Below are 22,597 nucleotides of genomic sequence, written 5' to 3' on the forward strand. Positions count from 1 at the left end.
CCCCCCACGTGCGGGCGGATCCCCTGGTCGCGGCCGTAGTCAGCAGATTAGTGCCGTACGGCTGCGAAGGTACTAAACGATCATCATCTGGAGTAGCCCGGCACCCGAAAGGAGGCACCCGGGTATGCGCGGACCGCCCTCCGCCGGGGGCGGACGGGCGGTCCGAGAGGTTTCGCAGGGCGCCCCGGGGCGTCCGGGGTGGGGCGCCGTCAGTCCATTTCGAGCACGCGGGCGTGCAGCACCTGGCGCTGCTGCAGCGCGGCCCGTACGGCCCGGTGCAGCCCGTCCTCCAGGTAGAGGTCGCCGTGCCACTTCACCACGTGGGCGAAGAGGTCCCCGTAGAAGGTCGAGTCCTCGGCCAGCAGGGTTTCCAGGTCGAGTTGGCCCTTGGTGGTCACCAGCTGGTCGAGCCGCACCGGACGCGGGGCGACGTCAGCCCACTGGCGGGTGCTCGTCCGGCCGTGATCCGGGTACGGCCGCCCATTGCCGATGCGCTTGAAGATCACACGGAAAGCCTACCGTTTGGGCGGCGGATGGCGCAGCAGCCGCGACGCCGCCACGCGCACGGGTGTGAACTGCGGATGGACGAATGCGGCTGTTTGATGGGAAATGTCGCGAACATCGGCCCGGTTCCGATCGGATCCCGGTCCGACCGTGACCCGAATCCGAAGCGTCCCGATCCGCCCAGGAGCGTGCACGATGTCCTCCGCCCCCACCCCGCCGACCGTCCGGGAGATCGCCGACGGGTACGCCTTCACCGGCCCGGCGCTCGACCTCGGAGCGGTGCTGCTGGACGGCACCGCCTACCCGGACGCCCCGGTGCGCATCCCGATCGGGGTGCTCAACCGGCACGGGCTGGTCGCCGGGGCCACCGGCACCGGGAAGACCAAGACCCTCCAGCTGATCGCCGAACAGCTCTCCGCCCAGGGCGTGCCGGTGTTCCTCGCCGACATCAAGGGGGACGTCTCCGGCGTCGCCGCGCCCGGCGCGCCGAGCGAACGCACCGCCGCCCGCGCCGCCGAGGTCGGCCAGCAGTGGACGCCGCAGGGCTGCCCCACGGAGTTCTACGCGCTCGGCGGGCAGGGCACCGGCATTCCCATCCGGGCCACCGTCACCAGCTTCGGGCCGCTGCTGCTGGCCAAGGTGCTGGACCTGAACGAGACCCAGGAGGCCTCGCTCAGCCTGGTGTTCCACTACGCCGACGGCAAGGGCCTGGAGCTGTACGACCTCAAGGACCTCACCGCGGTGATCGCCTTCCTCACCTCGCCCGAGGGGAAGGAGGAGCTGCGGACCATCGGCGGCCTCTCCGCGGCCACCGCCGGGGTGATCCTGCGGGCCCTCACCGTGCTCGAGAACGAGGGCGCCGGGGCGTTCTTCGGCGAACCCGAGTTCGACACCGCCGAACTGCTGCGGACCGCGCCGGACGGCAGGGGCGTCGTCTCGGTGCTGGAGCTGCCCGCCGTCCAGGACCGGCCGCGGCTGTTCTCCACCTTCCTGATGTGGCTGCTCGCCGACCTCTACCAGGAACTGCCAGAGGTCGGGGACCCGGACAAGCCCAAGCTGGTCTTCTTCTTCGACGAGGCGCACCTGCTGTTCCGCGGTGCGTCCAAGGCCTTCCTGGAGGCGATCACCCAGACCGTGCGGCTGATCCGCTCCAAGGGCGTCGGCATCTTCTTCGTGACCCAGACGCCGAAGGACGTCCCCTCCGAGGTGCTCGCCCAGCTGGGCAACCGGGTGCAGCACGCGCTGCGCGCCTTCACCCCCGACGACGCCAAGGCGCTCAAGGCGACCGTCTCGACCTTCCCGCGCTCCTCGTACGACCTCGGCGCGGTACTCACCTCGCTGGGCACCGGCGAGGCGGTGGTGACCGTGCTCTCCGAGAAGGGCGCGCCTACGCCGGTGGCGGTGACCAGGCTGCGGGCACCGCAGTCGCTGATGGGGCCGATCGAGCCGGCGGCGTTGCAGGCCGCCGTGGACGTCTCGGCGTTGACGGCGCGCTACCGGGACGCGGTCGACCGCGAATCGGCCTACGAGAAGCTGGCCGCGCGGGCGCCCCGGCCGGAGCCGCCGCCGGCCGACGCGGGGCAGGCCGACGCGGGGTCGGGTGCCTCCGGGCCCGCTGAGGGGCGGGGGCACGCGCCCCGGCGGGAGGCGGCGAAGGAGAAGGAGGGCGTGGGCGGGCTGCTGGGGTCGCTGCTCAGCAATCCGACCGTGAAGTCCTTCGCCCGCTCGGCCGGGAGGCAGCTCGGGCAGGAGATCTCGCGCAGCCTGTTCGGGACGTCCAAGCGGCGGCGGTGACCCGTCGGCCGACGCCGGTCCCGGCCGACACCGGTTCCGGCCGGCGTCCGGCCCCGGCCCCCGCCGTACCGGCGCGGCGGTGGGCCCCGGCCCCGCCGGCCGCCCTCGGCGGTGGTCCCTCAGCCGGTGAGGGCGGCGCCGATCCGGTCGAGCGAGGACAGCCTCATCAGCCCGTAGTGGTAGAACTCCACCTCAGGGACGCCGAGTTCGCGCAGGACGGTGAGCTTGGCGGCGAGGTTCTCCGGGCCGTCGCAGTCCGAGGCCATCGGTCGCAGGATCACCGCCATCCGGTCCGGACGGACCCCGTGCAGGGCGAAGGCGGCGAGCTTCTCCCGGACGGCCTCCGGGGTCCTCGCGTAGCCGAGGGTCTCGATCTGGTCGACGGCCTTCGCGAGGGCGGGCAGGTCGATGCCGGACAGCCAGCCCTTGCCGGGGCCGCCGCCGTCCATGAAGCTCAGCCGCATGCCGTGGTCGCGGGCGCGCCCGGCGAGGTCGGCGGCCAGCGCCGTGACGGTGGCGGCGGAGGCGTCCACGTAGGCGGCGAAGGCGCCGTCGGCGAGGGCGCTCAGGTCGGCGGGTTCGGCAGCCGCCCGCTGGTCGGCCAGCCGGTGGCGCAGCTCGGCCCGCACCGCTTCGGCGACCTCCTCGGCGGGGACTCCGGCGCCGGTGGCGGCGGCACGGCAGTGCGGGCAGAAGCAGACGCCGAGCAGGGCCTCGGCGGTCGGGCCCAGCTCCTCGAAGTAGCGCTCGTGGTGGTGGCCGTGGCGCAGGCCGTGGAAGTGCAGGGACTCGGCGCGGATCGCGTCCACGCCGTACCGGGCCAGCTCGTCGACCAGGGTCAGCGCGTAGTCGCGGACCTCCGGGGCGGCCGGGCAGAGTTCGGTGAGGTGGCGGTCGCCGAAGGCGTTGGCCGGTGCGCAGTCGGGGTGGAGGAAGCCGAGCCGGTCGTTGTGGCAGAACACCGTCCAGGCGTGCAGTTTCATGCCCCGCCGGCCGGCCTCGGCGGCGGCCTCGGCGAAGGGGTCCCGGTCGCCGATCGCGGTGGAGGGCAGGGGCGTCAGGCGGCGGCCCCGCCAGCGGGCCGGGTCGGGGCGGAAGTAGGCGGCGCCGGGCTCCAGGTAGCGGATCACCCGGCGCGGGTTGTGCGGGAAGACGTCGCGGGCCTCGTGGTAGACCGAGGCCAGGGTGACGCCGCCGACTCCGGCGCGGTCGGTGAGGTTGCCGAAGAAGGTGTCGGCGCCCTCGTCGAGCAGGTCGGTGGCGAAGGCGAGGACGGACGACTCCACGGCGCGGCTCCGGAGCTGGGGGCGGGTGCGCCGTTCACGCTAGCCGCAGGGGTCGGGAATGGTCTATACCGGGGCTCCCGGGTGGCCTACAGGCCGAGGTCGTCCAACTGCTGGAGCAGGGCCGCGTGGGAGCCGGTCGCGCCGGGGGCCGTCGGCACGGGCTCCGGTTGCGGCGGGTTGCGCAGCAGCACGGCGGCGGCCAGGCCGCCGATCAGGCCGCCGAGGTGGCCCAGCCAGCTGACACCCTGGGTCACCGGCAGTACCCCGATCAGCAGGCTGGAGTAGAGCGCGGCGACGGCGATGCCGACCGCGGCGTCCAGCACCCTGCGGTCGAGGACCCCGCGCAGCACCACGTAGCCGAGGTAGCCGTAGACCATGCCGCTGGCGCCGACCGTCACGGCCTCCGGGCGCTCCAGGAGCCAGACCAGCAGCCCGCCGGACACCATGATCACCAGGCTGGCCAGCAGGAACCTGCGCATGCCCCGGTAGGCGGCCAGGAAGCCGAGCACGAACAGCGGCCAGGAGTTGTTCGATATGTGCTCCCAACTCCCGTGCAAGAACGGCATGGTGAACATCTCCGGCAGGTCGTCGACGCGCTGGGAGCGCAGACCGTACTCCCGGGACAGCCCGTAGTCGTCCAGCCAGTTCACCACCTGCACGGACCAGATGACGGCCTGGAGGCCGAGCATGGTGACCAGGGCGCGGCGGGAATCCGCGAGCAGGCGGGTGAAGGAGGTGGCCATGACGTCGACTCTAGGGCCCGACGGATCGGACGTGCACCCCACTACAGTGATCGATGACGGCCGGGTTGGCGGCCGTCGACCGCCTGTCGAGAGGTGACTGACCCCCATGAGTGTTCGTCCGCCGCTGCCGTACGAGTTCCTGCCGCAGGTGCCGTCCTTCCCGCTGAGCAGCCGGGACTTCACCGAAGGCGCCACGCTGGGCGAGGAGTTCATCCACTCCGGCGGCAACCTGTCGCCGCACCTCGCCTGGTCGGGCGTGCCCGAGGCCACCAGGAGCATCGCCGTCACCTGCTACGACCCGGACGCCCCGACCGGCTCCGGCTGGTGGCACTGGCTCGCACTCAACCTGCCCGCCGACACCACCGAACTGCCGCGCGGGGCCGGGTCCTCGGACGGGAGCCTGCCGGGCGCGGCCTCCTTCCACGGCCGCAACGACTTCCCCGGCAACCAGTACGACGGCGCCGCCCCGCCGCCCGGCGCCCCGCACCGGTACGTGTTCGCGGTGCACGCCCTGGACGTCGAGAAGCTGGACGTCACCCCGGACACCCCGCCGGCCCAGGTGGGCTTCCACCTGACCTTCCACACCCTGGCCCGCGCGGTCCTCACCGGCGAGTACGGGGTCCCGGCTTAGGACGGGTCGGCCCGGGGCCGGTCGGGCCCGCTCCGGGCGGTCCCGTCCGCCGCCTGCGCGGCCCGCCGGGCGAGCGTGCGCAGGTGGTCGCGCAGCTCCGGCGGCTCGTGCACCTCGAAGGGGCAGTCCAGCAGCAGCAGCCCGGTCGCCAGCCACATCAGGGAGTCCGCCCGGGAGCGCAGGCGGCAGCTGTGCTCGTCGATCGGTTCGATCGTGTAGTCCCCGGTCCAGGGCATCCAGCCCTCCACCTCGGCGGCGGGCCGGTGGACGGTGGCCACCATGGTCTGCGTCGGCGCCTGGCCGCGCAGCCTGGTGGCCACGAACATCGCGGCGTCCTCCGCCGGGAGCGGGCGCGGGGCGAACCGGGCGCCGGTGGCGAAGGGCTCGCTCAGCCGGTCGATCCGGAACAGCCGCCAGTCCTCGCGGTCCAGGTCGTAGCCGATCAGGTACCAGCGGCGGCCGGTCGAGACGAGGCGCTCGGGCTCGACGTTGCGGCGGGTCTGTGCACCGTCCCGGGCCCGGTAGGAGAAGCGCAGGCGCTCGTGGTTGGTGACGGCGCCGGCGAGCACCGTGAGGTTCTCCGGATCGACGGTCGAGCCGTCCCCGGTGAGCAGCGGCACGGTGGCGGAGTTCAGCGTGCCCACCCGGTGCCGCAGCCGGCCCGGCAGCACCTGGAGCAGTTTGCCGAGGGCCCGTACCGAGGCCTCCTCGATGCCGACCACGGCGTGTCCGGCCGCCGCCCGGAGCCCGACCGCAATGGCCACCGCCTCGTCGTCGTCCAGCAGCAGCGGCGGCATCGCGGTGCCGGCGACCAGCCGGTAGCCGCCGTCCGCGCCCATGGTGGCCTGCACCGGGTAGCCGAGGTCGCGCAACCGGTCGATGTCGCGCCGGATGGTGCGGGGGCTGACGCCGAGCCGCTCGGCGAGTTCGCTGCCGGGCCATTCGCGCGGGGTCTGCAGCAGGGACAACAGGTTCAGCAGCCGGGCCGGGGTGTCGCTCATGCGGCCGCCTCGCTTCGCTCGCTCATGCCGTCCAGCATGCCCGACCAAGTGGGACAGATCCTGACCTACATCCCCCGTACCGTCGTGGACGTGCAGACGAGCGAGGAGTACGGAATGACCACGGCGGCAGCCGACCGGCGGAGGTGGATCGCGCTGGCGATCGTGATGGTCGCCTCCTTCATGGACCTGGTGGACGTGACCATCGTCAACATCGCCATCCCGAGCATCCAGCAGGACACCGGCGCCTCCTTCAGCGCCGTCCAGTGGGTCACCGGGGGCTATGCGCTGGCCTTCGCGATCGGCCTGATCACCGGCGGCCGGCTGGGCGACATCCACGGCCGCAAGCGGGTTTTCCTGCTCGGGATCGGGGGCTTCACCGTGGCCTCCGCGCTGTGCGGGCTCGCCTCCGGCCCGGAGATGCTGGTCGCGATGCGGCTGCTGCAGGGCGGAACGGCGGCGCTGATGGTGCCGCAGGTGCTGTCGATCATCCACGCGACCTTCCCGGCGGAGGAGCGCGGCAAGGTCTTCGGCATGTTCGGCGCGGTGGTCGGGCTGGGCGCGGTCTCCGGTCCGATGATCGGCGCGCTGCTCACCGAATGGGACCTGCTGGACCTGGCCTGGCGGCCGATCTTCCTGATCAACCTGCCGGTCGGGGTCGCCGGGCTGCTGCTCGGCCGCCGCTTCATCGACGAGTCCAGGGCCGAGCACGCGCTGAAGCTCGACCTGGTCGGCGTGGCCCTGGCCAGCCTCGGCCTGCTGATGCTGATCTACCCGCTGACCCACGGCCGGGAGGCCGGCTGGCCGCTCTGGGGCTACCTGTCGATGGCCGGGAGCCTGCCGGTGTTCGCGCTGTTCGTGGCGTACGAGCGGATCAAGACCCGGCGGGACGGCTCGCCGTTGGTGGAGCTGTCGCTGTTCGGGGTGAAGAGCTTCGCGGCCGGGATCTGCGTGCAGCTGGCCTTCGGGGTGGCGCTCGGCATCTTCTTCCTGGTCTGGACGCTGTACATGCAGGTCGGGCTGGGCTGGAGCCCGCTCAAGGCCGGCGCTACCGGCATCCCGTTCTCGCTCGCGGTCTCCACGGCGGCCGGGCTGTCGGTGCAGAAGCTGGTGCCGCGGTTCGGGCGGAAGGTGCTCCAGGCCGGCGCGCTGGTGATGGCGGCGGGCGTGGTCACCTACATCTGGGAGGCCGACCGCTACGGGACGGCGATCGCGCCCTGGCAGATGGCGCTGCCGCTGGTGGTGATGGGCCTCGGGATGGGCCTGATCGTCGCGCCGATCACCGACGCGGTGCTGTCCGAGGTGCCGCGCCGGCACGCCGGTTCGGCCTCGGGCCTGATCAACACCGTGCAGCAGGTGGGCAACGCACTCGGGCTCGGGCTGGTCTCGGTGGCCTTCTTCGGGGCGATGGACGACGTGGTCGCGCCGGACGCGGTCGGGACGGCCTTCGGCGGGGCGTTCACCCACGCGCTGTGGTGGGTCGCCGGGGTGCTGCTGGCGGTGTTCCTGCTGATGTTCGCGCTGCCGCGGAAGCGGGCGGCGGGGGCCGCGGCCACCGAGGACGCGGTGGCGGAGCGGGAGTCCGTCCTGGTCTGACGGCGTCCGTCCCCGGGACGCCCGGCTCCTGCGAGGGCCCCGGTCGCACTGCGCGGCCGGGGCCATCGGCGCACACTGGGATGACCATGGACCGGACGGCGGTGGTCTCCTCGGTGCTGCGCTCGGTCGGCTACGACCGGGCGCAGCGCGTGCTGGAGCTGGAGTTCCACGGCGGGCAGGTGTACCGGTACGCGGACGTCCCGGCGAGGGTGCACCGGGAGCTGATGGCGGCGGACAGCCACGGGCGGTACTTCGTCCGGCGGATCCGCGGCTGCTACGACTACCGGAGGATCCCGGCCCGCCGGTAGCTGCTGCCGTCCTTGGGGCGTGCCAGGTGCCCGGACTCGACCAGGTAGCGGCGCAGGGCCGGGGCGTCGTCGTGCACGGTGCGCAGCGCGTCGTTGACCTCCGCCTCGGTGTAGCTGCGGTCCGGCTCGAACAGGGTCTGCGCGAGGTGGGCCAGCAGCTGCTCCCGGCGGGCCGCCTTGCGGGGAACGCTGATCAGGCGGCCGTCGGAGGCGAAGAGCGCGGACACGCCCGGGGTGGCGGCAGGAACGGGTTGGGTCATGCCGGAAGCGTCGCCGGACGGCGCTCGGCGCGGCAACCGGTTTTCCGGCCCGCCGGCCCGATGGGTGTGACGTCGGCGCGCTGCGCTGCCCGTCGGTTCAACGGGCGCCGGTGACGACCTCGGTGGACGCCCGGCCCGTGGTGCGCGGCTTCGCGGCGGCCTTGGCCTCCTTCGCGGCGCGCTTCATCTCCTGCTTGAACTCCCGTACCAGAGCCAGTGATTCCGGGCCGGTGATGTCGGCGACGGAGCGGTGCGAACCCTCTTCGCCGTACACGCCGGCGGCCTCGCGCCAGCTCTCCGGCCGGACGCCGTACTGCTTGCCGAGCAGGGCCAGGAAGATCTGCGACTTCTGCTTGCCGAACCCGGGGAGGGCGTTGAGGCGGCTGAGCAGCTCCTTGCCGGAGCGGGCGTCCTTCCACAGCGCGGCGGCGTCGCCGTCGTACTGCGCGACGAGGAACTGGCACAGCTGCTGCACCCGTTTGGCCATCGCGGCCGGATAGCGGTGGACGGCCGGCTTGGCTGAGAGGAGCGCGACGAATTCCTCCGGGTTGTAGGTGGCGATCTCGTGGGCGTCGAGGTCTTTGCGGCCGAGGCGCTGGGCGATGATCAGCGGGCCGGTGAACGCCCATTCCATCGGGACCTGTTGGTCCAACAGCATGCCGACGAGCGCGGCGAGCGCACTTCGTCCGAGCAGTTCGTCGGCCTCGGGCTGCTGGGCGAGCCGGACGGTGACGTTCATGGGTGTGCCCTCCTCGGAGTTGCCGTCGGGTCGCGCCCAGTCTGGTCGAAACCGGCCGGAGTGGACATCGTCAACACGCCGTATTCGGGCAAGTCTTGGTGTTATCGGCCTTGTCGGGCGCGCATTGTTCGTTGGCGGAACGGTTATTGGGGGCCTTTCGGAGGGAACTCGGGAGAATTTTTGTCCGCCGCTCTACGGGGCTGCCGGCATTGGCGGTTGAGGTGTGGTCGGCGTGCGCCGGAGCTCGGGAAGGGGTGTGCGGCCGATGGTGCGCGCTCGGCCGCGCGGGTGGTTGTGGCGGGGTGGAGGAGGACGGAAACCGATGGTGGGAAGCGGGGTTTCGCGTGCCGGAGTCGGCTGCGGCCGAGCGCTCGGGCGGTAGTTCGAGTGAGGGTTCGAGCGGGTGGGTCATCTCATATGACTGTTCCTGTTGTGCCGGTGTGGCGACCTGACGGCACGTCATCCTTGGACCACCAGACGCGTCCAGAAAGGCTCGCCCGCCGTGACCCAGCCGTTCGAACTGCCGTCCTTCTACGTGCCGCACCCGGCACGGCTCAATCCCCATCTGGACGAGGCGCGGGCCCACTCCACCGGCTGGGCCCGGGAGATGGGAATGCTGGAGGGATCGGGCATCTGGGACCAGGCCGATCTGGAGGCCCACGACTACGGACTGCTCTGCGCCTACACCCATCCCGACGCCTCCGCCGAGGCGCTGTCGCTGGTGACCGACTGGTACGTGTGGGTCTTCTTCTTCGACGACCACTTCCTCGACATGTACAAGCGCACCAACGACCGCGAGGCCGGCAAGGCGCACCTCGACCGGCTGCCGCTGTTCATGCCGCCGCACCCGGGCACCCCGATGCCCGAGCCGGAGAACCCGGTCGAGGCGGGGCTGGCCGACCTGTGGCGGCGCACCGTCCCGGCGATGGGCGAGGACTGGCGGATCCGGTTCGCCGAGAGCACCCGCAACCTGCTCGACGAATCGCTGTGGGAACTCGCCAACATCAACGCCGGCCGGGTGGCCAACCCGGTCGAGTACATCGAGATGCGCCGCAAGGTCGGCGGTGCGCCGTGGTCCGCGCAACTGGTCGAGTACGCGGCCGACGCCGAGGTGCCCAAGGAGGTTTCGGGCTCGCGCGCGCTGCGGGTGCTGATGGACGCCTTCTCCGACGGGGTGCACCTGCGCAACGACATCTTCTCGTACCAGCGCGAGGTCGAGGACGAGGGCGAGCTGAGCAACGGCATCCTGGTGCTGGAGCGCTTCCTGGAGTGCTCCACCCAGGAGGCCGCCGACGCGGTCAACGACCTGCTCACCTCGCGGCTCCAGCAGTTCGAGAACACCGTGTTCACCGAACTGCCGGTGCTGTTCGCGGAGACGGGGCTCGGGCCGGAGGGCCGCGCCCGGGTGATGGCGTACGTCAAGGGCCTGCAGGACTGGCAGTCGGGCGGGCACGAGTGGCACATGCGTTCCAGTCGGTACATGAACGGCGGTGGCGCGGCGGCGGGTTCGGCCGGGCCGGTGGTGCCCGGGGCGGGCGGCGGGCCGGCCGGGTTGTCCGGGTCGGCCGGGGCGTCCGGAGCCGGGGCGTCCGGAGCCGGGGCGGGGCTGCCGGGGCTGCCCGCCGCCGGCAACTGGTGGGACCGGTACGCGATCGGCGGCATCGGCACCTCGGCGCTGGACATCCTGCGCAACGGTGCGGCGAACAGTGCCGCGGTGAACAGCGGTGCGGCGGGGGAGAAGGCCGCTGCGGCTCCGGCGTCCGCCGCCGGACCGGCCGTACGGCGGGCGCGCTCGCACGGCCACGTCCCCTTTCAGCCCGTCGGACCTTCCAGGCTGCCCGAGTTCAAGCTGCCGTTCGGCCTCTCGCTGAGCCCGCACCTGGACGGCGCCCGGGACCGGGTGGTCGACTGGGCCGAGCGGGTCGGCCTGCTCTCCGAGCACGCGGGCATCCCCGGCACCGGGATCTGGGACGCCGAGTCGATGCGCGACTACGACCTCCCGCTCTGCGCCGCCGGCATCTTCCCCGATGCCACCGCCGACGAACTCGACATCGCCTCCGCCTGGTTGGCCTGGGGCACCTGGGCGGACGACTACTACCCGGTGGTCTTCGGGCGCGCCCGGGACCTGGCCGGGGCCAAGGCGGCCAACGCCCGGCTGCCGCTGTTCATGCCGCTGGACGGCACCCCGACTCCCGAGCCGGCCAACCCGCTGGAGCGCGGCCTCGCCGACATCTGGGAGCGGACCGTCGGACCGATGACCGTCGAGGCCCGGGGCAAGCTGCGCGAGTCGATCGAGGTGATGACGGACAGCTGGATCTGGGAGCTCAGCAACCAGATCCAGAACCGGATCCCGGACCCGGTCGACTACCTGGAGATGCGCCGCGCCACCTTCGGCTCCGACCTGACCATGAGCCTCAGCCGACTGTCGCACGGGAAGAGCGTGCCGGAGGAGGTGTACCGGCACGGCTCGATGCGCGCGCTGGAGAACTCCGCCTCGGACTACGCCTGCATGATCAACGACCTCTTCTCCTACCAGAAGGAGATCGAGTACGAGGGCGAGCTGCACAACCTCGTGCTGGTGGTGCAGAACTTCTTCGCCTGCGACTACCCGTCGGCGGTCCGGATCGTCGATGACCTGATGCACTCCCGGCTGGAGCAGTTCCAGCACGTCGCGCAGAACGAACTCCCCGTGCTGTACGAGGACTTCGGGCTGGACGCGACCGCCCGTGAGCTGCTCGGCGGGTACGTCCGGGAACTGGAGAACTGGCTCGCGGGCGTGCTGAACTGGCACGAGGCCTGCCGGCGCTACCGTCCGGAGGACCTGGAGCGGCACTTCGGCGCCGAGCGGGACCTCGTCGGTTCGGTCCGGTCCCGGGCGGCGGCAGCCGGTGCGGCTCCGGTGACCCGGGCGGCGCCCGTGATCCCGAGCGGCCCGACCGGCCTCGGGACGGCCTCGCTGCGGCCGCGGCCGAGCGGGGCGGCTGCTCCGGTGAACTGACCCGGCTGCCCGGCTGCCCGGCTGCCCGGCTGCCCGGCTGCCCGGCAGCCTCCAGCCCGGCAACCTCGGCAGCCCGGCAGTCTCGGCAGCTCGGTGTCCCGGCATCTCGCCTCCCTCGGTACCCCGGCGCACCCGTGCGGTCAGCCCGCGCGGGTGCGCCGCGTCGTGACTAGGCTGGCGAGTCGGGGGTCGCGCACGCCTCCCGGCGCGCGCCCACATCGCCACAGACGAGGGTTGAGAGATGGCTGCGCTACCTGAGGGCACACCCTGTTGGGCCGATGCGATGTTCAGCGACCTGGAGGGTGCCAAGGCCTTCTACGGTCACGTTCTCGGCTGGACCTTCGGCGAGAGCTCGTCCGAGTACGGGAACTACACCCAGGCCTACTCGGACGGCAAGGCGGTCGCCGCGATCGTGCCGCCGATGCCCGGCTCGCAGGCGCCGTCCGCCTGGTGCCTGTACCTCGCCTCGCCGGACGCCGCCGCCACCGCCGAGCGGATCCGCGCCAACGGCGGGGAGGTGGTCATGGGCCCGATGACCGTCGGTGACTTCGGCACGATGGTGGTCGCCAGGGATCCGGGCGGGGTGGTGTTCGGCGTCTGGCAGGCGGGGGTCCACGAGGGCTTCGAGAAGCAGGGCGAGCCCGGCGCGTACAGCTGGGCCGAGATCGTCACCCGCGAGCCGGCGAAGGCCGACGCCTTCTTCCCCGCGGTCTTCCCGTACGGCGTCAAGCGGATGGACTCCGAGCAGATCGACTACCGGATGTTCCAGGTCGGCGAGCGGCCGGTGCTCGGCCGGATGGGGGCGGAGGGCGACGTCCTGCCGCCCGAGGCGCCCTCGTACGTGAGCGTCTACTTCGCCGTGGACGACGCCGACGCCGCGATCGAGCGGCTGACGGAGCGCGGCGGCACGGTGTACTTCGGGCCGATGGACAGCCCGTTCGGCCGCTTCGCGGCGGTCGGCGACCAGCAGGGTGCGGCCTTCGGACTGATCGACCTGGGCCGGACGGTGGGGGACCAGCCGCCGACCGCGGACGTCTGATGGGCGAGCGCGAGGAGTTCGTCGAGACCCTGGACAAGCACCGCGACCTGCTGCGCCGCACCCTCCGGGACCTCACCGACGAGCAGGCGGCCCGGCGCACCACGGTCAGCGAGCTGTGCCTGGGCGGCCTGATCAAGCACGTGGCCGCGGTCGAGGCGCGCTGGGCCCGGTTCATCGTTGGCGGCGCGGAGGCGATGCGCAGCGGCGGCGGGGACTGGGCGGCGCAGTTCCGGATGACGGAGGGCGAGACGCTGGCCGGCCTGCTCGACGCCTACGGGGAGGTCGCGCGCGACACCGACGAGCTGGTCCGCAGCCTGCCCGACCTCGGCCTCGCCCACCCGCTGCCGCCGGCGCCCTGGTTCGAGCAGGGGGCGAGCTGGTCGGCCCGCCGGGTGCTGCTGCACGTGATCGCCGAGACGGCGCAGCACGCCGGGCACGCGGACATCATCCGGGAGGCGCTGGACGGGGCGAAGTCGATGGGCTGAGCGCCCGGGTCGCGCCTGCGGCCCCGGGTGCGTCTCCGCCCGGGTTCAGCCGTCCCGGCGTGCCGCCCGGGTCGCTTCGATGCCGTCCAGGATCACCGTGATGCCGCGGACGAAGCCGTCGTCCCGTCCGGCGGCGATCTCCTTCGGCACCTGGGTGGTGTAGAGCCGGTGCAGTCGAGGGAAGGCCTTGGTGGCGGCCACGACGGTGGGCAGCAACTGGTCCATGACCTCCTGCTCGCTGCGGCTGGTCTTGGCCAGCGCGCTCAGCCAGGCGGCCTCCACGCAGGCCGTTCCGATGGTGTAGCCCATGACCGCGTTCATCACGTCGTTGGCCTCGGCGAGGTCGAAGCCGGCCGTCTCCATCACGGCCAGCAGGGCCTCGGAGATCCCCATCCAGTTGGGGCCCAGGTAGACCATCCCGACGTCACCGAGCACCGACACCATCCAGGGGTGGCGGTTGATGGCCGCGCGCATGCCCTCGGTGCACTCGAGGACCGCGGCGCGCCAGACCTTCGGGTCCTCGGCGCCCTCGGCCACCGGTAGCGGGAGCTCCCCGAAGACCTGGTCGACCACCAGGGCGAGCAGTTCCTCCTTGTTGGCGACGTGGGTGTACAGCGAGGTCGCGCCGGCGTTGAGCCGGGCGCCGAGCTTTCGCATGCTCAGCGCCTCGATGCCCTCCGCGTCCAGCAGCGCGAACGCCTCCGCGACGATCTGGTCCCGGCTGAGGGCCGGCTGCGTCCGGCCGCGCCGGGGGCGGTTCCACGGCGAGGGGATGCCCGGCAGCGCACCGGTGCGGGGCTCCGGCGGGGTGTCCTCCGACTTGGCCGTCATCCGGCTGTCCTTCCTCTTGTGCTCTTGCTCCCTGGTGGCGGGCGGCCCGTCCAGCATAGGGGCCCCTCCGCACACCGTACGGCATGGCGAACGGCGTGCGATCTGGCGCACGACGTACGGCGTTGCGAACACTGTGCGGTCGCCGTACAGTGTTCGGCGTGGCGCACACCGTTCGACCGGGGACGGGGGACGGTGTGCGCCGCTCCGACATCCGCGCGGCTCCGGCCGGCGCGCCATGAAACCGAAGGGGGAATCGCGGTGGTGGATCGTCACCCGCGTCGCTGGCTCATCCTGGTCGTGCTCTGTCTCAGCAGCCTGGTGCTGGTGATCGACAACATGGTCCTGACGGTGTCCATCCCGCCGATCGCGCAGGACCTCAAGGCCGGGGCGCAGGACATCCAGTGGATCATCGACTCGTACATCCTGGTCTTCGCCGGGCTGCTGCTGACCTCGGGCAGCCTCTCCGACCGCTTCGGGCGGCGGAAGGTGATGATCATCGGCCTGGCCCTGTTCGGCGCCGCCTCGCTGGTCGCGGCCGTAGCCGCCAGCCCCGGCCAACTGATCGCCGGACGCGTCCTGATGGGCGTCGGCGGGGCCCTGGTCATGCCCAGCACGCTCTCCATCCTGATCACCGTCTTCGACGGCGAGGAGCGGCCCAAGGCGATCGCCGCCTGGAGCGCGGTGGCCATGGTCGGCCTGGTGGGCGGTCCGGTGCTCGGCGGCGCGCTGATCGCGCACTTCTGGTGGGGCGCCGTCTTCCTCATCAACGTGCCGGTGGCGGCGGTGGCGATCGTCGCGGCGGCCGTGCTGATGCCGGAGTCCAAGGGGCCGTGGCGCCGGCCCGACCTGCTCGGCATGCTGCTCTCCATGGTCGGCATGACGGCCCTGGTCTGGTCGATCATCGTGCTGCCCCGGGACGGCTTCACCGACGCCGGCACCCTCGGCGCGCTGGCCGTCGCGGTGGTCGCGCTGATCGGCTTCGGCGTCCGGCAGGTCCGCACCGACTCGCCGATGGTGCCCCTCAAGCTGTTCCGCAACCGGGTCTTCACCGGCGCCAGCTTCTCGCTGGTGCTGCTGACCTTCGCCACCGGCGGCCTGATGCTGGTGCTCACCCAGTACCTGCAGTTCGTGCTGGAGTTCTCGCCCACCGACACCGGCCTGGCCTTCATCCCGCTGGCCGTCGCCTCGCTCGCCTTCAACGCGATCGGCGCCGCGCTCGGCAAGAAGCTCCAGCCGCGGGTCCTGACCTCCATCGGCATGGTGATCATCGCGGGCGGCTTCGGCCTGCTGGCCACCCTCTCGGTCGGCGACGGCTTCACCAAGGTCGCCCTGGCCATGCTCGTGCTGGGCATCGGATCCGGCCTCGGCATGCCGGCCGCCGCCAACGCGCTGATGAGCGCGATCCCCGGCGAGCACGCGGGCGTCGGCTCCGCGCTCAACGACACCATCCAGCAGTCCGGCGCCGCGCTCGGCGTGGCCGTCCTCGGCACCGTGCTGTCCAGCACCTACACCGGCGCGATGCCGTCCGGCGCCCCCGCCCCGGCCCGGCACGCCGTCACCGACGCGCTCGTCCTCTCCGCCGCCACCGGCGACGGCGCCCTGGCGAACGCCGCCCGCGAGGCCTTCAACACCGCGACCTCGACCACCTTCACGGCCGGCGGCGCCGCCGTCCTGGCGGCCGCGGCGCTCACCCTGGTCCTGATGCGCCGCAAGCCGGAGCAGGGCGAGGGGACCGCGGCCGGGGCGGCCGGGCCTGCCGAGACCGGAGACCCCGCCCGATCCCCCGACCCGGCCCGGCCCGCCACCGAGGCGGTGCGCTGAGCCCCACCGGCCGCCCCCGCGGCGGCCACCCCCACCGGCCCCGGCTGCGCGCGCAGCCGGGGCCGTCGGGCTCCCCGGGCCGGGCCGGGCGGTCCGAGCCGGGCCGGGCTCCCCGGGCCGGGCCGGGCGGTTCGGCTCGGGGGGCTTGGCCGGCCGCCCCGAAGGGACCGGACCTCCGGCCCCGCCCGTTACTCTCCCGGGCATGTCCAAAATGACGCCCGACCTCGACGAACCGGTCCACATCGTCCCCTACGACCCGGCCTGGGCGGTCCTGGGCCGGGCTCTGGTCGAGCAGTTGACCACCGGGCTGCGGGGAGTGGACCGCTACGCGGAGGTCGAGCACATCGGCTCGACCTCCGTCCCCGGCCGCGAGTACCTGCGGCGGCGATCGGGGCAGCCGGCCAACGTCCACGTGGTCGGGCTGCGCGGCCGCTTGTGGGCCGACAACCTGCTGTTCCGCCACCACCTCCGGGCCCACCCGGAGGCGGCCGCCCAGTACGCCCGGGCCAAGCGGGACGCCGCCGGGGCCACCGGCCGACTGCTCGCCTACTCGGAGCACAAGGCGGCGACGGTGGCGGAGCTGATGGCGGCGGCGCGGGCCTCCCGGGCCTCCCGGGTCTGATCGGTGGTCTGTCGACGGCCGGACCGGTGATCTGCTGGGGGCCCGGACCGGTGATCTGCTGGGTGCCCGGGTCGGGGACTGCGACTCCGCCGGGCCGGCCGCCTCCCCCGCCTCGGCCGCCCTCCGTTGTCAGTCGCTCCTTGTACCGTCGATCCCGGCAACAATGATCGCCGTACGGGGGAATGACGCATGATCAGGACCGATCCGGAGACACCCGACCTCTTCATCACACCGGTCGAGGAGGTGTTCATCCGCAACCACCTCGGCCCGGCGCCGCGGCTCGACCGGGACACCTGGACGCTCACCGTCGAGGGCGCGGTGGAGCGGCCCCTCCGGCTGGACTTCCCGGCCCTCCTCGACCTGCCGCAGACCCGTTTCACCGCCGTCCACGAGTGCTTCGGCAGTCCGCTGCGCCCCCACGTACCGACCCGTGCCGTCACCAACGTGGAGTGGGCCGGGGCCCCGCTCGCAGCCGTGCTGGCGCTGGCCGGCCCGCGCCCGGAGGCCCGGCACGTCTGGCTGGAGGGCGCCGACCGCGGTGACTTCGCGGGGGAGGGCGGTCTGACGTACCTCAAGGACCTGCCCCTCGACCAGGCGGGCGCCGAGGTCGTCCTCGCGCACGGCATGAACGGCGAACCGCTGCGCCCCGACCACGGGTACCCGGTACGGGCGGTGGCGCCCCGGATGTTCGGCACCAACTCGGTCAAGTGGCTGACCCGGATCGTGCTGGCCGCCGAGCGCCCCGACCACCTGTTCACCACCCGGCTGTACACCCGTGTGCCGCCCGGCGGGGGCGAGGCCCGGCCGGTCCGGGAGAAGGACGTCGGCAGCAAGTTGCTCACCCCGCGCGACGGCCGGTCCGTCCCGGCCGGAGCCTGCGAACTGGCGGGCTACGCCTGGAGCGCGACCGAGGTGACGGCCGTCGAGATCGCGGTGGACGACGCCGACTGGCAGCCCGCCGAGCTGGAGCGGCGCGGGCCGCACCCCAGCTGGCAGCGCTTCCGGCTCCGATGCGACCTCGCCCCGGGCCCGCACCGCGTCCGCTGCCGGGCCACCGACTCGGCCGGGCGCGTGCAGCCGCTCGCCGGCGACCGCAACGCCGTCCATGAGATAGGCGTCCTGGCGGAGTGACGGCGCCGGTGAGGCGGTGCGCCTCGACCGGTCGTCGCCCGCCAGGCCGTCGCCCGTCAGACGGTCAGGTGGTCAGGTGGTCAGGTGGTCAGGGGGCCAGGTCGCCAGGTGGTCAGGTCGTCGGGCGGCTGGCGGCCAGTAGGTCGTGCAGGAGGGGGAGCAGTTCCTCCGGACCGGCCTCGGCCAGTTCGGCGAAGGCTCCTCCGGAGCGGGCCAGGATGATCCCGGCGAAGGCCGCCGTGGCGATCTCGGCACGCAGCCGCGGGCGGTCCACCTGCTCGGCGGCGAAGCGCTGGTACAGCGGTTCGACCAGCCGCTCGTGGAGGTAGGTGCGGGCGGCCTGCTGGACCTCGGTGTTGTCGCCCGGCAGGACCGCGGCCTGGAAGGAGGGCCCGGGTCCGCGCCGCGTGACCCGCTCCACCAGGGTGCGCAGGCGCTCCTCGTCCAGCAGGTCGGCCGGCGCCGAGTCGCCCAGCTCCAGGCGCGTGGTGGCCAGGTAGAGCTGGGTCTTGCCGCCGAAGTAGCGGGCGATCAACGCCGGGTCCACCCCGGCCCGTTCGCCGATCTCCCGGATGGTGGTGCGGTCGAATCCGCGGTCGGCGAAGAGCTCCGCCGCCGCCCGGAGCAGCAGCTCCCGGCTGCGGGCGGCGTCCCGGCGCCGGGGGGTCGCGGGCTCCGGCCGTCCGTCGTCCGCGACCGCGGCTCCGTCGGCCCCGGTGGCCGCCTCGGTCACCGCTCGGCCCCGGTCCGCAGCACGGGCACGTCGCCCTCGCCGGTCACGCCGTCGGCGATGCTCTCTTCCACCATCAGCTCCTCGTCCACGCGCGGACCCCTCCGGGCGGCGGTCGCGGCACTGAGCCGCGGCAGGACGATCGTAGTCAGGCCGATCACCACCCACACGGCGCAGCCGATCAGCGCCGCGTCCCGGTAGCCGCTGTTCGCGGGCAGCAGTTGCCCCGGCGCGGTGTGCGCCTGGAGCACGGCGCCGCAGAGCGCACTGCCGGTGGAGTAGCCGACGGTGCGCAGCAGCTGGTTGAAGCTGACCGCGCTGCCGACCTCGTCGGCGGCCACCGCGTTGACGATCAGGCCCGGCATCACGGCGAAGGTGCAGCCGACGCCGAGTCCGGCGAGCCCCATCACCACCAGGAGCTGCCACAGGTGGGTGCGGGCGAACAGGAAGAACAGCATCGAGGCCAGCGACACCGCGCAGCCCAGCGGCAGGACCAGGGCGGACGAGGTGCGCCGGGCGAGGACCGGGACGACCTTGCTGGACAGCAGGCTGACCGCCGAGAACGGCAGCAGCACCAGACCGGCCACCACGACCGAGGCCCCCAGGCCGTAGCCGGTGCTGGTCGGCGTCTGGACGAAGCGGATCACCAGGGACATCAGCAGGTACATCCCGACGCCCGCGACCAGCCCGGCCACGTCCGCGGTCAGCACCACCGGGTTGGTCAGACTCCGCAGCTCCACCAGCGGGTGGGCGGTACGCAGCTCGTGCCTGACCCACCCGACCAGCAGGAGCAGCGAGACGCCGGCGACCGTCCACAGCCGGGTGCTGCCCCAGCCCCAGTCCTCGCCCTCGGTGAGCACCAGCAGCAGTCCGACCAGTGCCAGCCCGAGCAGCACCGCGCCGAGCGCGTCCAGCGGGCGCCGCTCGCGGTGTCCGGCCGGGGGCAGCACCAGGGCGGCCAGTGCCAGCGCCAACGCGCTGATCACGGCGCCGAACCAGAAGGCCGCGTGGATGCCGAAGGACTGGGCGATCAGCCCGGTGACCGGGTAGCCGAGGCCGACCCCGGCGACGGTGGTGATGGAGAGCAGCGCGACCGCCGAGCGGGAGGCCGCGGCGGGCAGGGCGTCCCGCGCGGTGGCGATGGCCAGCGGGGTGAGTCCGACCCCGACGCCTTGCAGCGCCCGCCCGGCGATCAGCGAGCCGAAGCCGAGCGGCAGGGCGGCCAGCACGCTGCCGACCACCACCATGGCGGCGGCGGTCAGCGTGACCGTACGCCGGGCCGGTCCGTCGCCCAGCCGCCCGAGCACCGGCGTGGCGACCGCCCCGACCAGCATGGTGATGGTCAGCGACCACTGCGCCTCGGCGAGCGACACGTGGTCGATGGCCGCGATGGTCGGGATCATCGGCGCCCCGAGGCTGCTGATCACCGCCACGACGGCACTGAGGAACACCAGGACGGGCACCAGGGCCCGCTTCCGCCGCTCGGACGGCCCCGCCGGGGTCTCCATGGACGCGCCCCCTTGTCAGAGATCGAAGGGTCCGACGCTGTCATCGAGTGATGTCATCGGACGATGTCATCACATGATGACATGCCCGCCAAGCCGAGCAGAAACGGCGGTGACGGTGACACGGAGATCGCGCACCAGGGCTGAAGGCTGCCGATCACCGCAGGGCGACCGACCGCGCCTGTCGCGGGGGCGTCGTCGGCGCTGTGGTTGCGGTTGGTGGGAGGCCGACGGGCGCGGTGGATCACCGGACGGGCCGCCGCAACGGGGGGCGCGCGCCAGAAGGTCACAGGGGGACGTCGATACGGACCGCAGCCGGCCGCGACCTCGGGGCGCCCGTGCGCGTGGGTCAGCGCAGGGCCAGGACCTCGCCGGGCAGGATCAGGTCGGGGTCGCCGCCGATGGTGTCCTCGTTGAGGGCGTAGAGGGCCGGCCAGCTGCCCGGGGTACCGAGCTCCTGGGCGATGCCCCCGAGGGTGTCGCCGGGACGCACGGTCCAGCTGTCCCCGGCGGCTCCGCCCGCGCCGACTGCGTCTGCGGCGGTTCCGTCCGTAGCGGCGGCAGCGGCGGCGTCGACGCTCGCGGAGGCGTCCGCCGAGTCGGTGCGTCCGGTGCCGTCGCTGCCCTCGCTGCTGTCGCTGCGGTCGGTGTGGTCGGTGCGGTCGCTCCGCGGCGCGAGCGCGGCGGGGGCGTGCGACCGGGCAGACGCGGGGCGGTGGCTGCGGGTGGGGGTGCCGGCGTCACTGCCCGAACGGACGCCGCCGTGGCCGGCCCGGGCTCCGCAGGCCGGCCACGGAGCCAGGCCGCGGCTCGCGGCGAGGTGCTCGGCCACGGCGATCTGCTGTTCGCGGGTCGCGAGGTCCGGGCGGGCGGCGTAGGCGAGGCCGCCGTTGGAACGCCAGGTCGCCGCGTTGAACTGCAACCCCCCGTAGTAGCCGTTCCCGGTGTCGGCGTTCCACCGTCCCCCGCTCTCGCAGCGGGCCAGCGCGTCCCAGTCCACCGCCTCGGCGCGGGCCCCCTCCTGGGCCACGGCGGGGAACGGCACCCCGGCCGACGACTCCTTGGCGCCGAGGAGAACGGTGACGAGAGCGAGCAGGGGAAGCAGCAGGACGACGACCGGACGACGGACCACGGACAGCGGCGACATGAACACTCCGCACCTCGAGGACAGGGACCAGGCGCCGAAGCGCCTCGTCCACTCATGCGCCACGCGAGGGCGGACGGTCGCCAAGGACACCGCGATCTCGTTCCGTCGGCGGTCCGAGACCACCCGAACGCTCCGGGCCGCCGACGGTGCGGAGCACACTTGGTTGCACGGCGGCGTCGTGGACCGCGGACCGCGGTCCGGTGCTCAGCCGCCGCCGTACGTGGCCTGGGTGACCGCGAAGACGTTGCGCCCGCCCGTGGTCTCCTGGAGCGACCACAGCAGGTCGGGATTGGTGGAGTCCTCCCAGTAGGAGAGGCTCTCGCCGCCGCTCACCCAGGCGAAGGTGGCGGGGCCGGCGGTCGGGGTCCAGTAGTAGAGCTTCTTCTGCCCCGAGGAGTTGAACCACCATCGGCCGTTGTGGGAGGCCACGCCGTTGAGGTTGTACCAGGGCAGCTGGAGCGCCTGACTGGCGGTCGTCGTCGCGGCGAACGTCGTTCCCCCGGACACGAACGGGAAGCGGACCGCCCTCGGCGGCCGGTTGGGATACCCGGTGCAGCCCGACTGGCAGGTGTACTCCGCCATCACGATCGACCCGCTGACCCGGTCGAGGGAGATCGACGACCACGCCAGGTCGGTGCCGGAGGTCGTCCGCGACGTGATCGTGCCGACCTGGGGCAGCACGTAGGCGTAGTTGTGGGCGTGGTAGACGGTCGACGACTGACGGCCGATCTGGTCGGCGGTCCCGCCGGGATCGGTGTTGAGGATCTTGCGCATGTCGAAGACGCGCATGCCGTGCCCGGTGTCGGCGACGTACAGGTAGTTGCCGTACCAGGACACGCCGCCCGCGTGAATCGGGATGTCCTTGAAGTCCGGCGCCGCGGTGGTGCCGGTCGGCTCCACCAGCAGGATCTTGCGGTACGCGTTGGGGTACGTGGCGTCCCAGTCGACGAGCGTGATCCGGCTGCGCTGCTGGGCGCCGTCGCAGCCGTCCTTGGTGTACCAGCTCACCAGCACGAGCTGATGGCCGTCGTAGTTGCCGCTGTCGGCGGTCCCCACGGCGTCCCGGCTCGTCGTGATGCCCTGCGGGAAACTCTGGCAGTCCGAGTTGTCCCCGTCATCGAACCGGAAGCCGCCGGACAGGCCGTCGACGGAGAAGGACGAGGGCAACGCCTGCCGGTCGTGGTTCGCGTGCTCCATCACCGTGTGCACCGCCGAGGTCCCCAGCGTCGAGACGAGCGCCGAGTCGAGCGCGTCGAACCGGTGATAGTCCGCACTGAGCGTGTACTCGGACGCGGGAAGGGCCGTCGGCCCCGCCGCCGCCCCCGCCGGCGCCGCACCGACGAGCGCGCCGGCGACGAGCAAGCCGGCCGCCAGCACCGCCCGTACACCGTTCCTGACATGACGCACCATCAAAACCGCCCCTCCCGCG

Annotated in this window: 21 protein-coding genes; 10 read left to right on the top strand and 11 right to left on the bottom strand. The window is 73.0% G+C overall.

The window, feature by feature from the left end; translation table 11 throughout:
- Positions 1–209 precede the first annotated feature (209 nt).
- On the bottom strand, positions 210–506 hold the full coding sequence (locus tag ACGF07_RS10680; RefSeq protein WP_030273186.1) for a type II toxin-antitoxin system VapB family antitoxin: 297 nt from the start codon (positions 504–506) through the stop codon (positions 210–212).
- Between the two features lie 193 nt (positions 507–699).
- Between ACGF07_RS10680 and ACGF07_RS10685 the strand changes: the two genes are divergently transcribed.
- Positions 700–2,298: a helicase HerA-like domain-containing protein gene (locus tag ACGF07_RS10685; RefSeq protein ID WP_392897233.1), complete on the top strand. Its 1,599-nt coding sequence runs from the start codon at positions 700–702 to the stop codon at positions 2,296–2,298.
- A gap of 119 nt (positions 2,299–2,417) precedes the next feature.
- On the opposite strand, the gene ACGF07_RS10690 is transcribed toward ACGF07_RS10685, so the two are convergent.
- Together ACGF07_RS10690 and ACGF07_RS10695 are read right to left on the bottom strand one after the other, a co-directional pair.
- On the bottom strand, positions 2,418–3,584 hold the full coding sequence (locus tag ACGF07_RS10690) for a hypothetical protein (protein WP_392897234.1): 1,167 nt from the start codon (positions 3,582–3,584) through the stop codon (positions 2,418–2,420).
- Positions 3,585–3,670: 86 nt separating this feature from the next.
- Entirely contained in the window at positions 3,671–4,327 is a 657-nt protein-coding gene (locus ACGF07_RS10695) for a rhomboid family intramembrane serine protease (protein WP_392897236.1), read from the bottom strand.
- Between the two features lie 106 nt (positions 4,328–4,433).
- Here ACGF07_RS10695 and ACGF07_RS10700 point away from each other — a divergent pair, with 106 nt between their 5' ends.
- Entirely contained in the window at positions 4,434–4,958 is a 525-nt protein-coding gene (locus ACGF07_RS10700; RefSeq protein WP_350744586.1) for a YbhB/YbcL family Raf kinase inhibitor-like protein, read from the top strand.
- Here the strand turns inward: ACGF07_RS10700 and ACGF07_RS10705 are convergent.
- Positions 4,955–5,959, bottom strand: coding sequence for a YafY family protein (locus ACGF07_RS10705; RefSeq protein WP_350744588.1), 1,005 nt, complete (start codon positions 5,957–5,959; stop codon positions 4,955–4,957). The genes ACGF07_RS10700 and ACGF07_RS10705 overlap by 4 nt on opposite strands.
- A 114-nt stretch (positions 5,960–6,073) precedes the next feature.
- On the opposite strand from ACGF07_RS10705, the gene ACGF07_RS10710 reads away from it, so the two are divergent.
- Both ACGF07_RS10710 and ACGF07_RS10715 read left to right on the top strand, forming a co-directional pair.
- Positions 6,074–7,552 carry an MFS transporter gene (locus ACGF07_RS10710; RefSeq protein WP_392897424.1) on the top strand — a complete coding sequence of 493 codons (1,479 nt, stop codon included), beginning with the start codon at positions 6,074–6,076 and terminating at the stop codon, positions 7,550–7,552.
- An 86-nt stretch (positions 7,553–7,638) separates the two neighbouring features.
- Positions 7,639–7,860, top strand: coding sequence for a KTSC domain-containing protein (locus ACGF07_RS10715; protein ID WP_392897239.1), 222 nt, complete (start codon positions 7,639–7,641; stop codon positions 7,858–7,860).
- Here ACGF07_RS10715 and ACGF07_RS10720 read toward each other — a convergent pair.
- Together ACGF07_RS10720 and ACGF07_RS10725 are read right to left on the bottom strand one after the other, a co-directional pair.
- A complete protein-coding gene (locus ACGF07_RS10720; RefSeq protein ID WP_392897241.1) occupies positions 7,833–8,120 on the bottom strand; it encodes a DUF2087 domain-containing protein in 288 nt (95 codons plus the stop codon). The genes ACGF07_RS10715 and ACGF07_RS10720 overlap by 28 nt on opposite strands.
- Positions 8,121–8,217: 97 nt before the next feature.
- Positions 8,218–8,859, bottom strand: coding sequence for an HhH-GPD-type base excision DNA repair protein (locus ACGF07_RS10725; RefSeq protein WP_392897243.1), 642 nt, complete (start codon positions 8,857–8,859; stop codon positions 8,218–8,220).
- A 502-nt stretch (positions 8,860–9,361) separates the two neighbouring features.
- Between ACGF07_RS10725 and ACGF07_RS10730 the strand changes: the two genes are divergently transcribed.
- The 3 genes from ACGF07_RS10730 to ACGF07_RS10740 all read left to right on the top strand — a co-directional run bounded on the left by ACGF07_RS10730 (position 9,362) and on the right by ACGF07_RS10740 (position 13,381).
- A complete protein-coding gene (locus ACGF07_RS10730; protein ID WP_392897245.1) occupies positions 9,362–11,857 on the top strand; it encodes a germacradienol/geosmin synthase in 2,496 nt (831 codons plus the stop codon).
- 241 nt (positions 11,858–12,098) lie between these two features.
- Positions 12,099–12,896: a VOC family protein gene (locus ACGF07_RS10735; RefSeq protein WP_350742700.1), complete on the top strand. Its 798-nt coding sequence runs from the start codon at positions 12,099–12,101 to the stop codon at positions 12,894–12,896.
- The gene (locus ACGF07_RS10740) at positions 12,896–13,381 is read left to right on the top strand and encodes a DinB family protein (RefSeq protein ID WP_392897247.1); all 486 of its coding nucleotides are present in this window, start codon (positions 12,896–12,898) and stop codon (positions 13,379–13,381) included. Before ACGF07_RS10735 ends, ACGF07_RS10740 begins: the two co-directional genes overlap by 1 nt.
- Before the next feature lie 45 nt (positions 13,382–13,426).
- Here the strand turns inward: ACGF07_RS10740 and ACGF07_RS10745 are convergent, their stop codons facing one another.
- Positions 13,427–14,212, bottom strand: coding sequence for a TetR/AcrR family transcriptional regulator (locus ACGF07_RS10745; protein ID WP_392897248.1), 786 nt, complete (start codon positions 14,210–14,212; stop codon positions 13,427–13,429).
- A gap of 261 nt (positions 14,213–14,473) precedes the next feature.
- Between ACGF07_RS10745 and ACGF07_RS10750 the strand changes: the two genes are divergently transcribed.
- From ACGF07_RS10750 to ACGF07_RS10760, 3 genes are all read left to right on the top strand, one after another.
- Positions 14,474–16,033, top strand: coding sequence for an MFS transporter (locus ACGF07_RS10750; protein WP_392897426.1), 1,560 nt, complete (start codon positions 14,474–14,476; stop codon positions 16,031–16,033).
- A 202-nt stretch (positions 16,034–16,235) separates the two neighbouring features.
- Positions 16,236–16,655, top strand: coding sequence for a GrpB family protein (locus ACGF07_RS10755; RefSeq protein WP_392897250.1), 420 nt, complete (start codon positions 16,236–16,238; stop codon positions 16,653–16,655).
- Between the two features lie 189 nt (positions 16,656–16,844).
- A complete protein-coding gene (locus tag ACGF07_RS10760; protein WP_392897252.1) occupies positions 16,845–17,786 on the top strand; it encodes a molybdopterin-dependent oxidoreductase in 942 nt (313 codons plus the stop codon).
- A gap of 112 nt (positions 17,787–17,898) precedes the next feature.
- On the opposite strand, the gene ACGF07_RS10765 is transcribed toward ACGF07_RS10760, so the two are convergent.
- From ACGF07_RS10765 to ACGF07_RS10780, 4 genes are all read right to left on the bottom strand, one after another.
- Positions 17,899–18,519, bottom strand: coding sequence for a helix-turn-helix domain-containing protein (locus ACGF07_RS10765; protein WP_392897254.1), 621 nt, complete (start codon positions 18,517–18,519; stop codon positions 17,899–17,901).
- On the bottom strand, positions 18,516–20,024 hold the full coding sequence (locus ACGF07_RS10770) for an MFS transporter (RefSeq protein WP_392897256.1): 1,509 nt from the start codon (positions 20,022–20,024) through the stop codon (positions 18,516–18,518). Before ACGF07_RS10770 ends, ACGF07_RS10765 begins: the two co-directional genes overlap by 4 nt.
- A 346-nt stretch (positions 20,025–20,370) precedes the next feature.
- Positions 20,371–21,168 (bottom strand): transglycosylase family protein, encoded by a 798-nt coding sequence (locus ACGF07_RS10775; RefSeq protein ID WP_392897258.1) that lies wholly within the window; start codon positions 21,166–21,168, stop codon positions 20,371–20,373.
- A 204-nt stretch (positions 21,169–21,372) separates the two neighbouring features.
- On the bottom strand, positions 21,373–22,578 hold the full coding sequence (locus tag ACGF07_RS10780) for a hypothetical protein (protein ID WP_392897260.1): 1,206 nt from the start codon (positions 22,576–22,578) through the stop codon (positions 21,373–21,375).
- Positions 22,579–22,597: the final 19 nt, after the last annotated feature.

It is taken from the genome of Kitasatospora sp. NPDC048194, assembly GCF_043202455.1.
Lineage (GTDB): Bacteria > Actinomycetota > Actinomycetes > Streptomycetales > Streptomycetaceae > Kitasatospora.

Excerpts from the sequence above, each read along its gene's own strand:
- ACGF07_RS10745 (WP_392897248.1), bottom strand. The coding sequence starts at position 14,212 with ATGACGGCCAAGTCGGAGGACACCCCGCCGGAGCCCCGCACCGGTGCG.
- ACGF07_RS10770 (WP_392897256.1), bottom strand. The coding sequence starts at position 20,024 with ATGGAGACCCCGGCGGGGCCGTCCGAGCGGCGGAAGCGGGCCCTGGTG.
- ACGF07_RS10740 (WP_392897247.1), top strand. The coding sequence starts at position 12,896 with ATGGGCGAGCGCGAGGAGTTCGTCGAGACCCTGGACAAGCACCGCGAC.
- ACGF07_RS10695 (WP_392897236.1), bottom strand. The coding sequence starts at position 4,327 with ATGGCCACCTCCTTCACCCGCCTGCTCGCGGATTCCCGCCGCGCCCTG.
- ACGF07_RS10720 (WP_392897241.1), bottom strand. The coding sequence starts at position 8,120 with ATGACCCAACCCGTTCCTGCCGCCACCCCGGGCGTGTCCGCGCTCTTC.
- ACGF07_RS10710 (WP_392897424.1), top strand. The coding sequence starts at position 6,074 with ATGACCACGGCGGCAGCCGACCGGCGGAGGTGGATCGCGCTGGCGATC.
- ACGF07_RS10725 (WP_392897243.1), bottom strand. The coding sequence starts at position 8,859 with ATGAACGTCACCGTCCGGCTCGCCCAGCAGCCCGAGGCCGACGAACTG.
- ACGF07_RS10775 (WP_392897258.1), bottom strand. The coding sequence starts at position 21,168 with ATGTCGCCGCTGTCCGTGGTCCGTCGTCCGGTCGTCGTCCTGCTGCTT.
- ACGF07_RS10780 (WP_392897260.1), bottom strand. The coding sequence starts at position 22,578 with ATGGTGCGTCATGTCAGGAACGGTGTACGGGCGGTGCTGGCGGCCGGC.
- ACGF07_RS10760 (WP_392897252.1), top strand. The coding sequence starts at position 16,845 with ATGATCAGGACCGATCCGGAGACACCCGACCTCTTCATCACACCGGTC.
- ACGF07_RS10700 (WP_350744586.1), top strand. The coding sequence starts at position 4,434 with ATGAGTGTTCGTCCGCCGCTGCCGTACGAGTTCCTGCCGCAGGTGCCG.
- ACGF07_RS10715 (WP_392897239.1), top strand. The coding sequence starts at position 7,639 with ATGGACCGGACGGCGGTGGTCTCCTCGGTGCTGCGCTCGGTCGGCTAC.
- ACGF07_RS10705 (WP_350744588.1), bottom strand. The coding sequence starts at position 5,959 with ATGAGCGACACCCCGGCCCGGCTGCTGAACCTGTTGTCCCTGCTGCAG.
- ACGF07_RS10755 (WP_392897250.1), top strand. The coding sequence starts at position 16,236 with ATGTCCAAAATGACGCCCGACCTCGACGAACCGGTCCACATCGTCCCC.
- ACGF07_RS10685 (WP_392897233.1), top strand. The coding sequence starts at position 700 with ATGTCCTCCGCCCCCACCCCGCCGACCGTCCGGGAGATCGCCGACGGG.
- ACGF07_RS10735 (WP_350742700.1), top strand. The coding sequence starts at position 12,099 with ATGGCTGCGCTACCTGAGGGCACACCCTGTTGGGCCGATGCGATGTTC.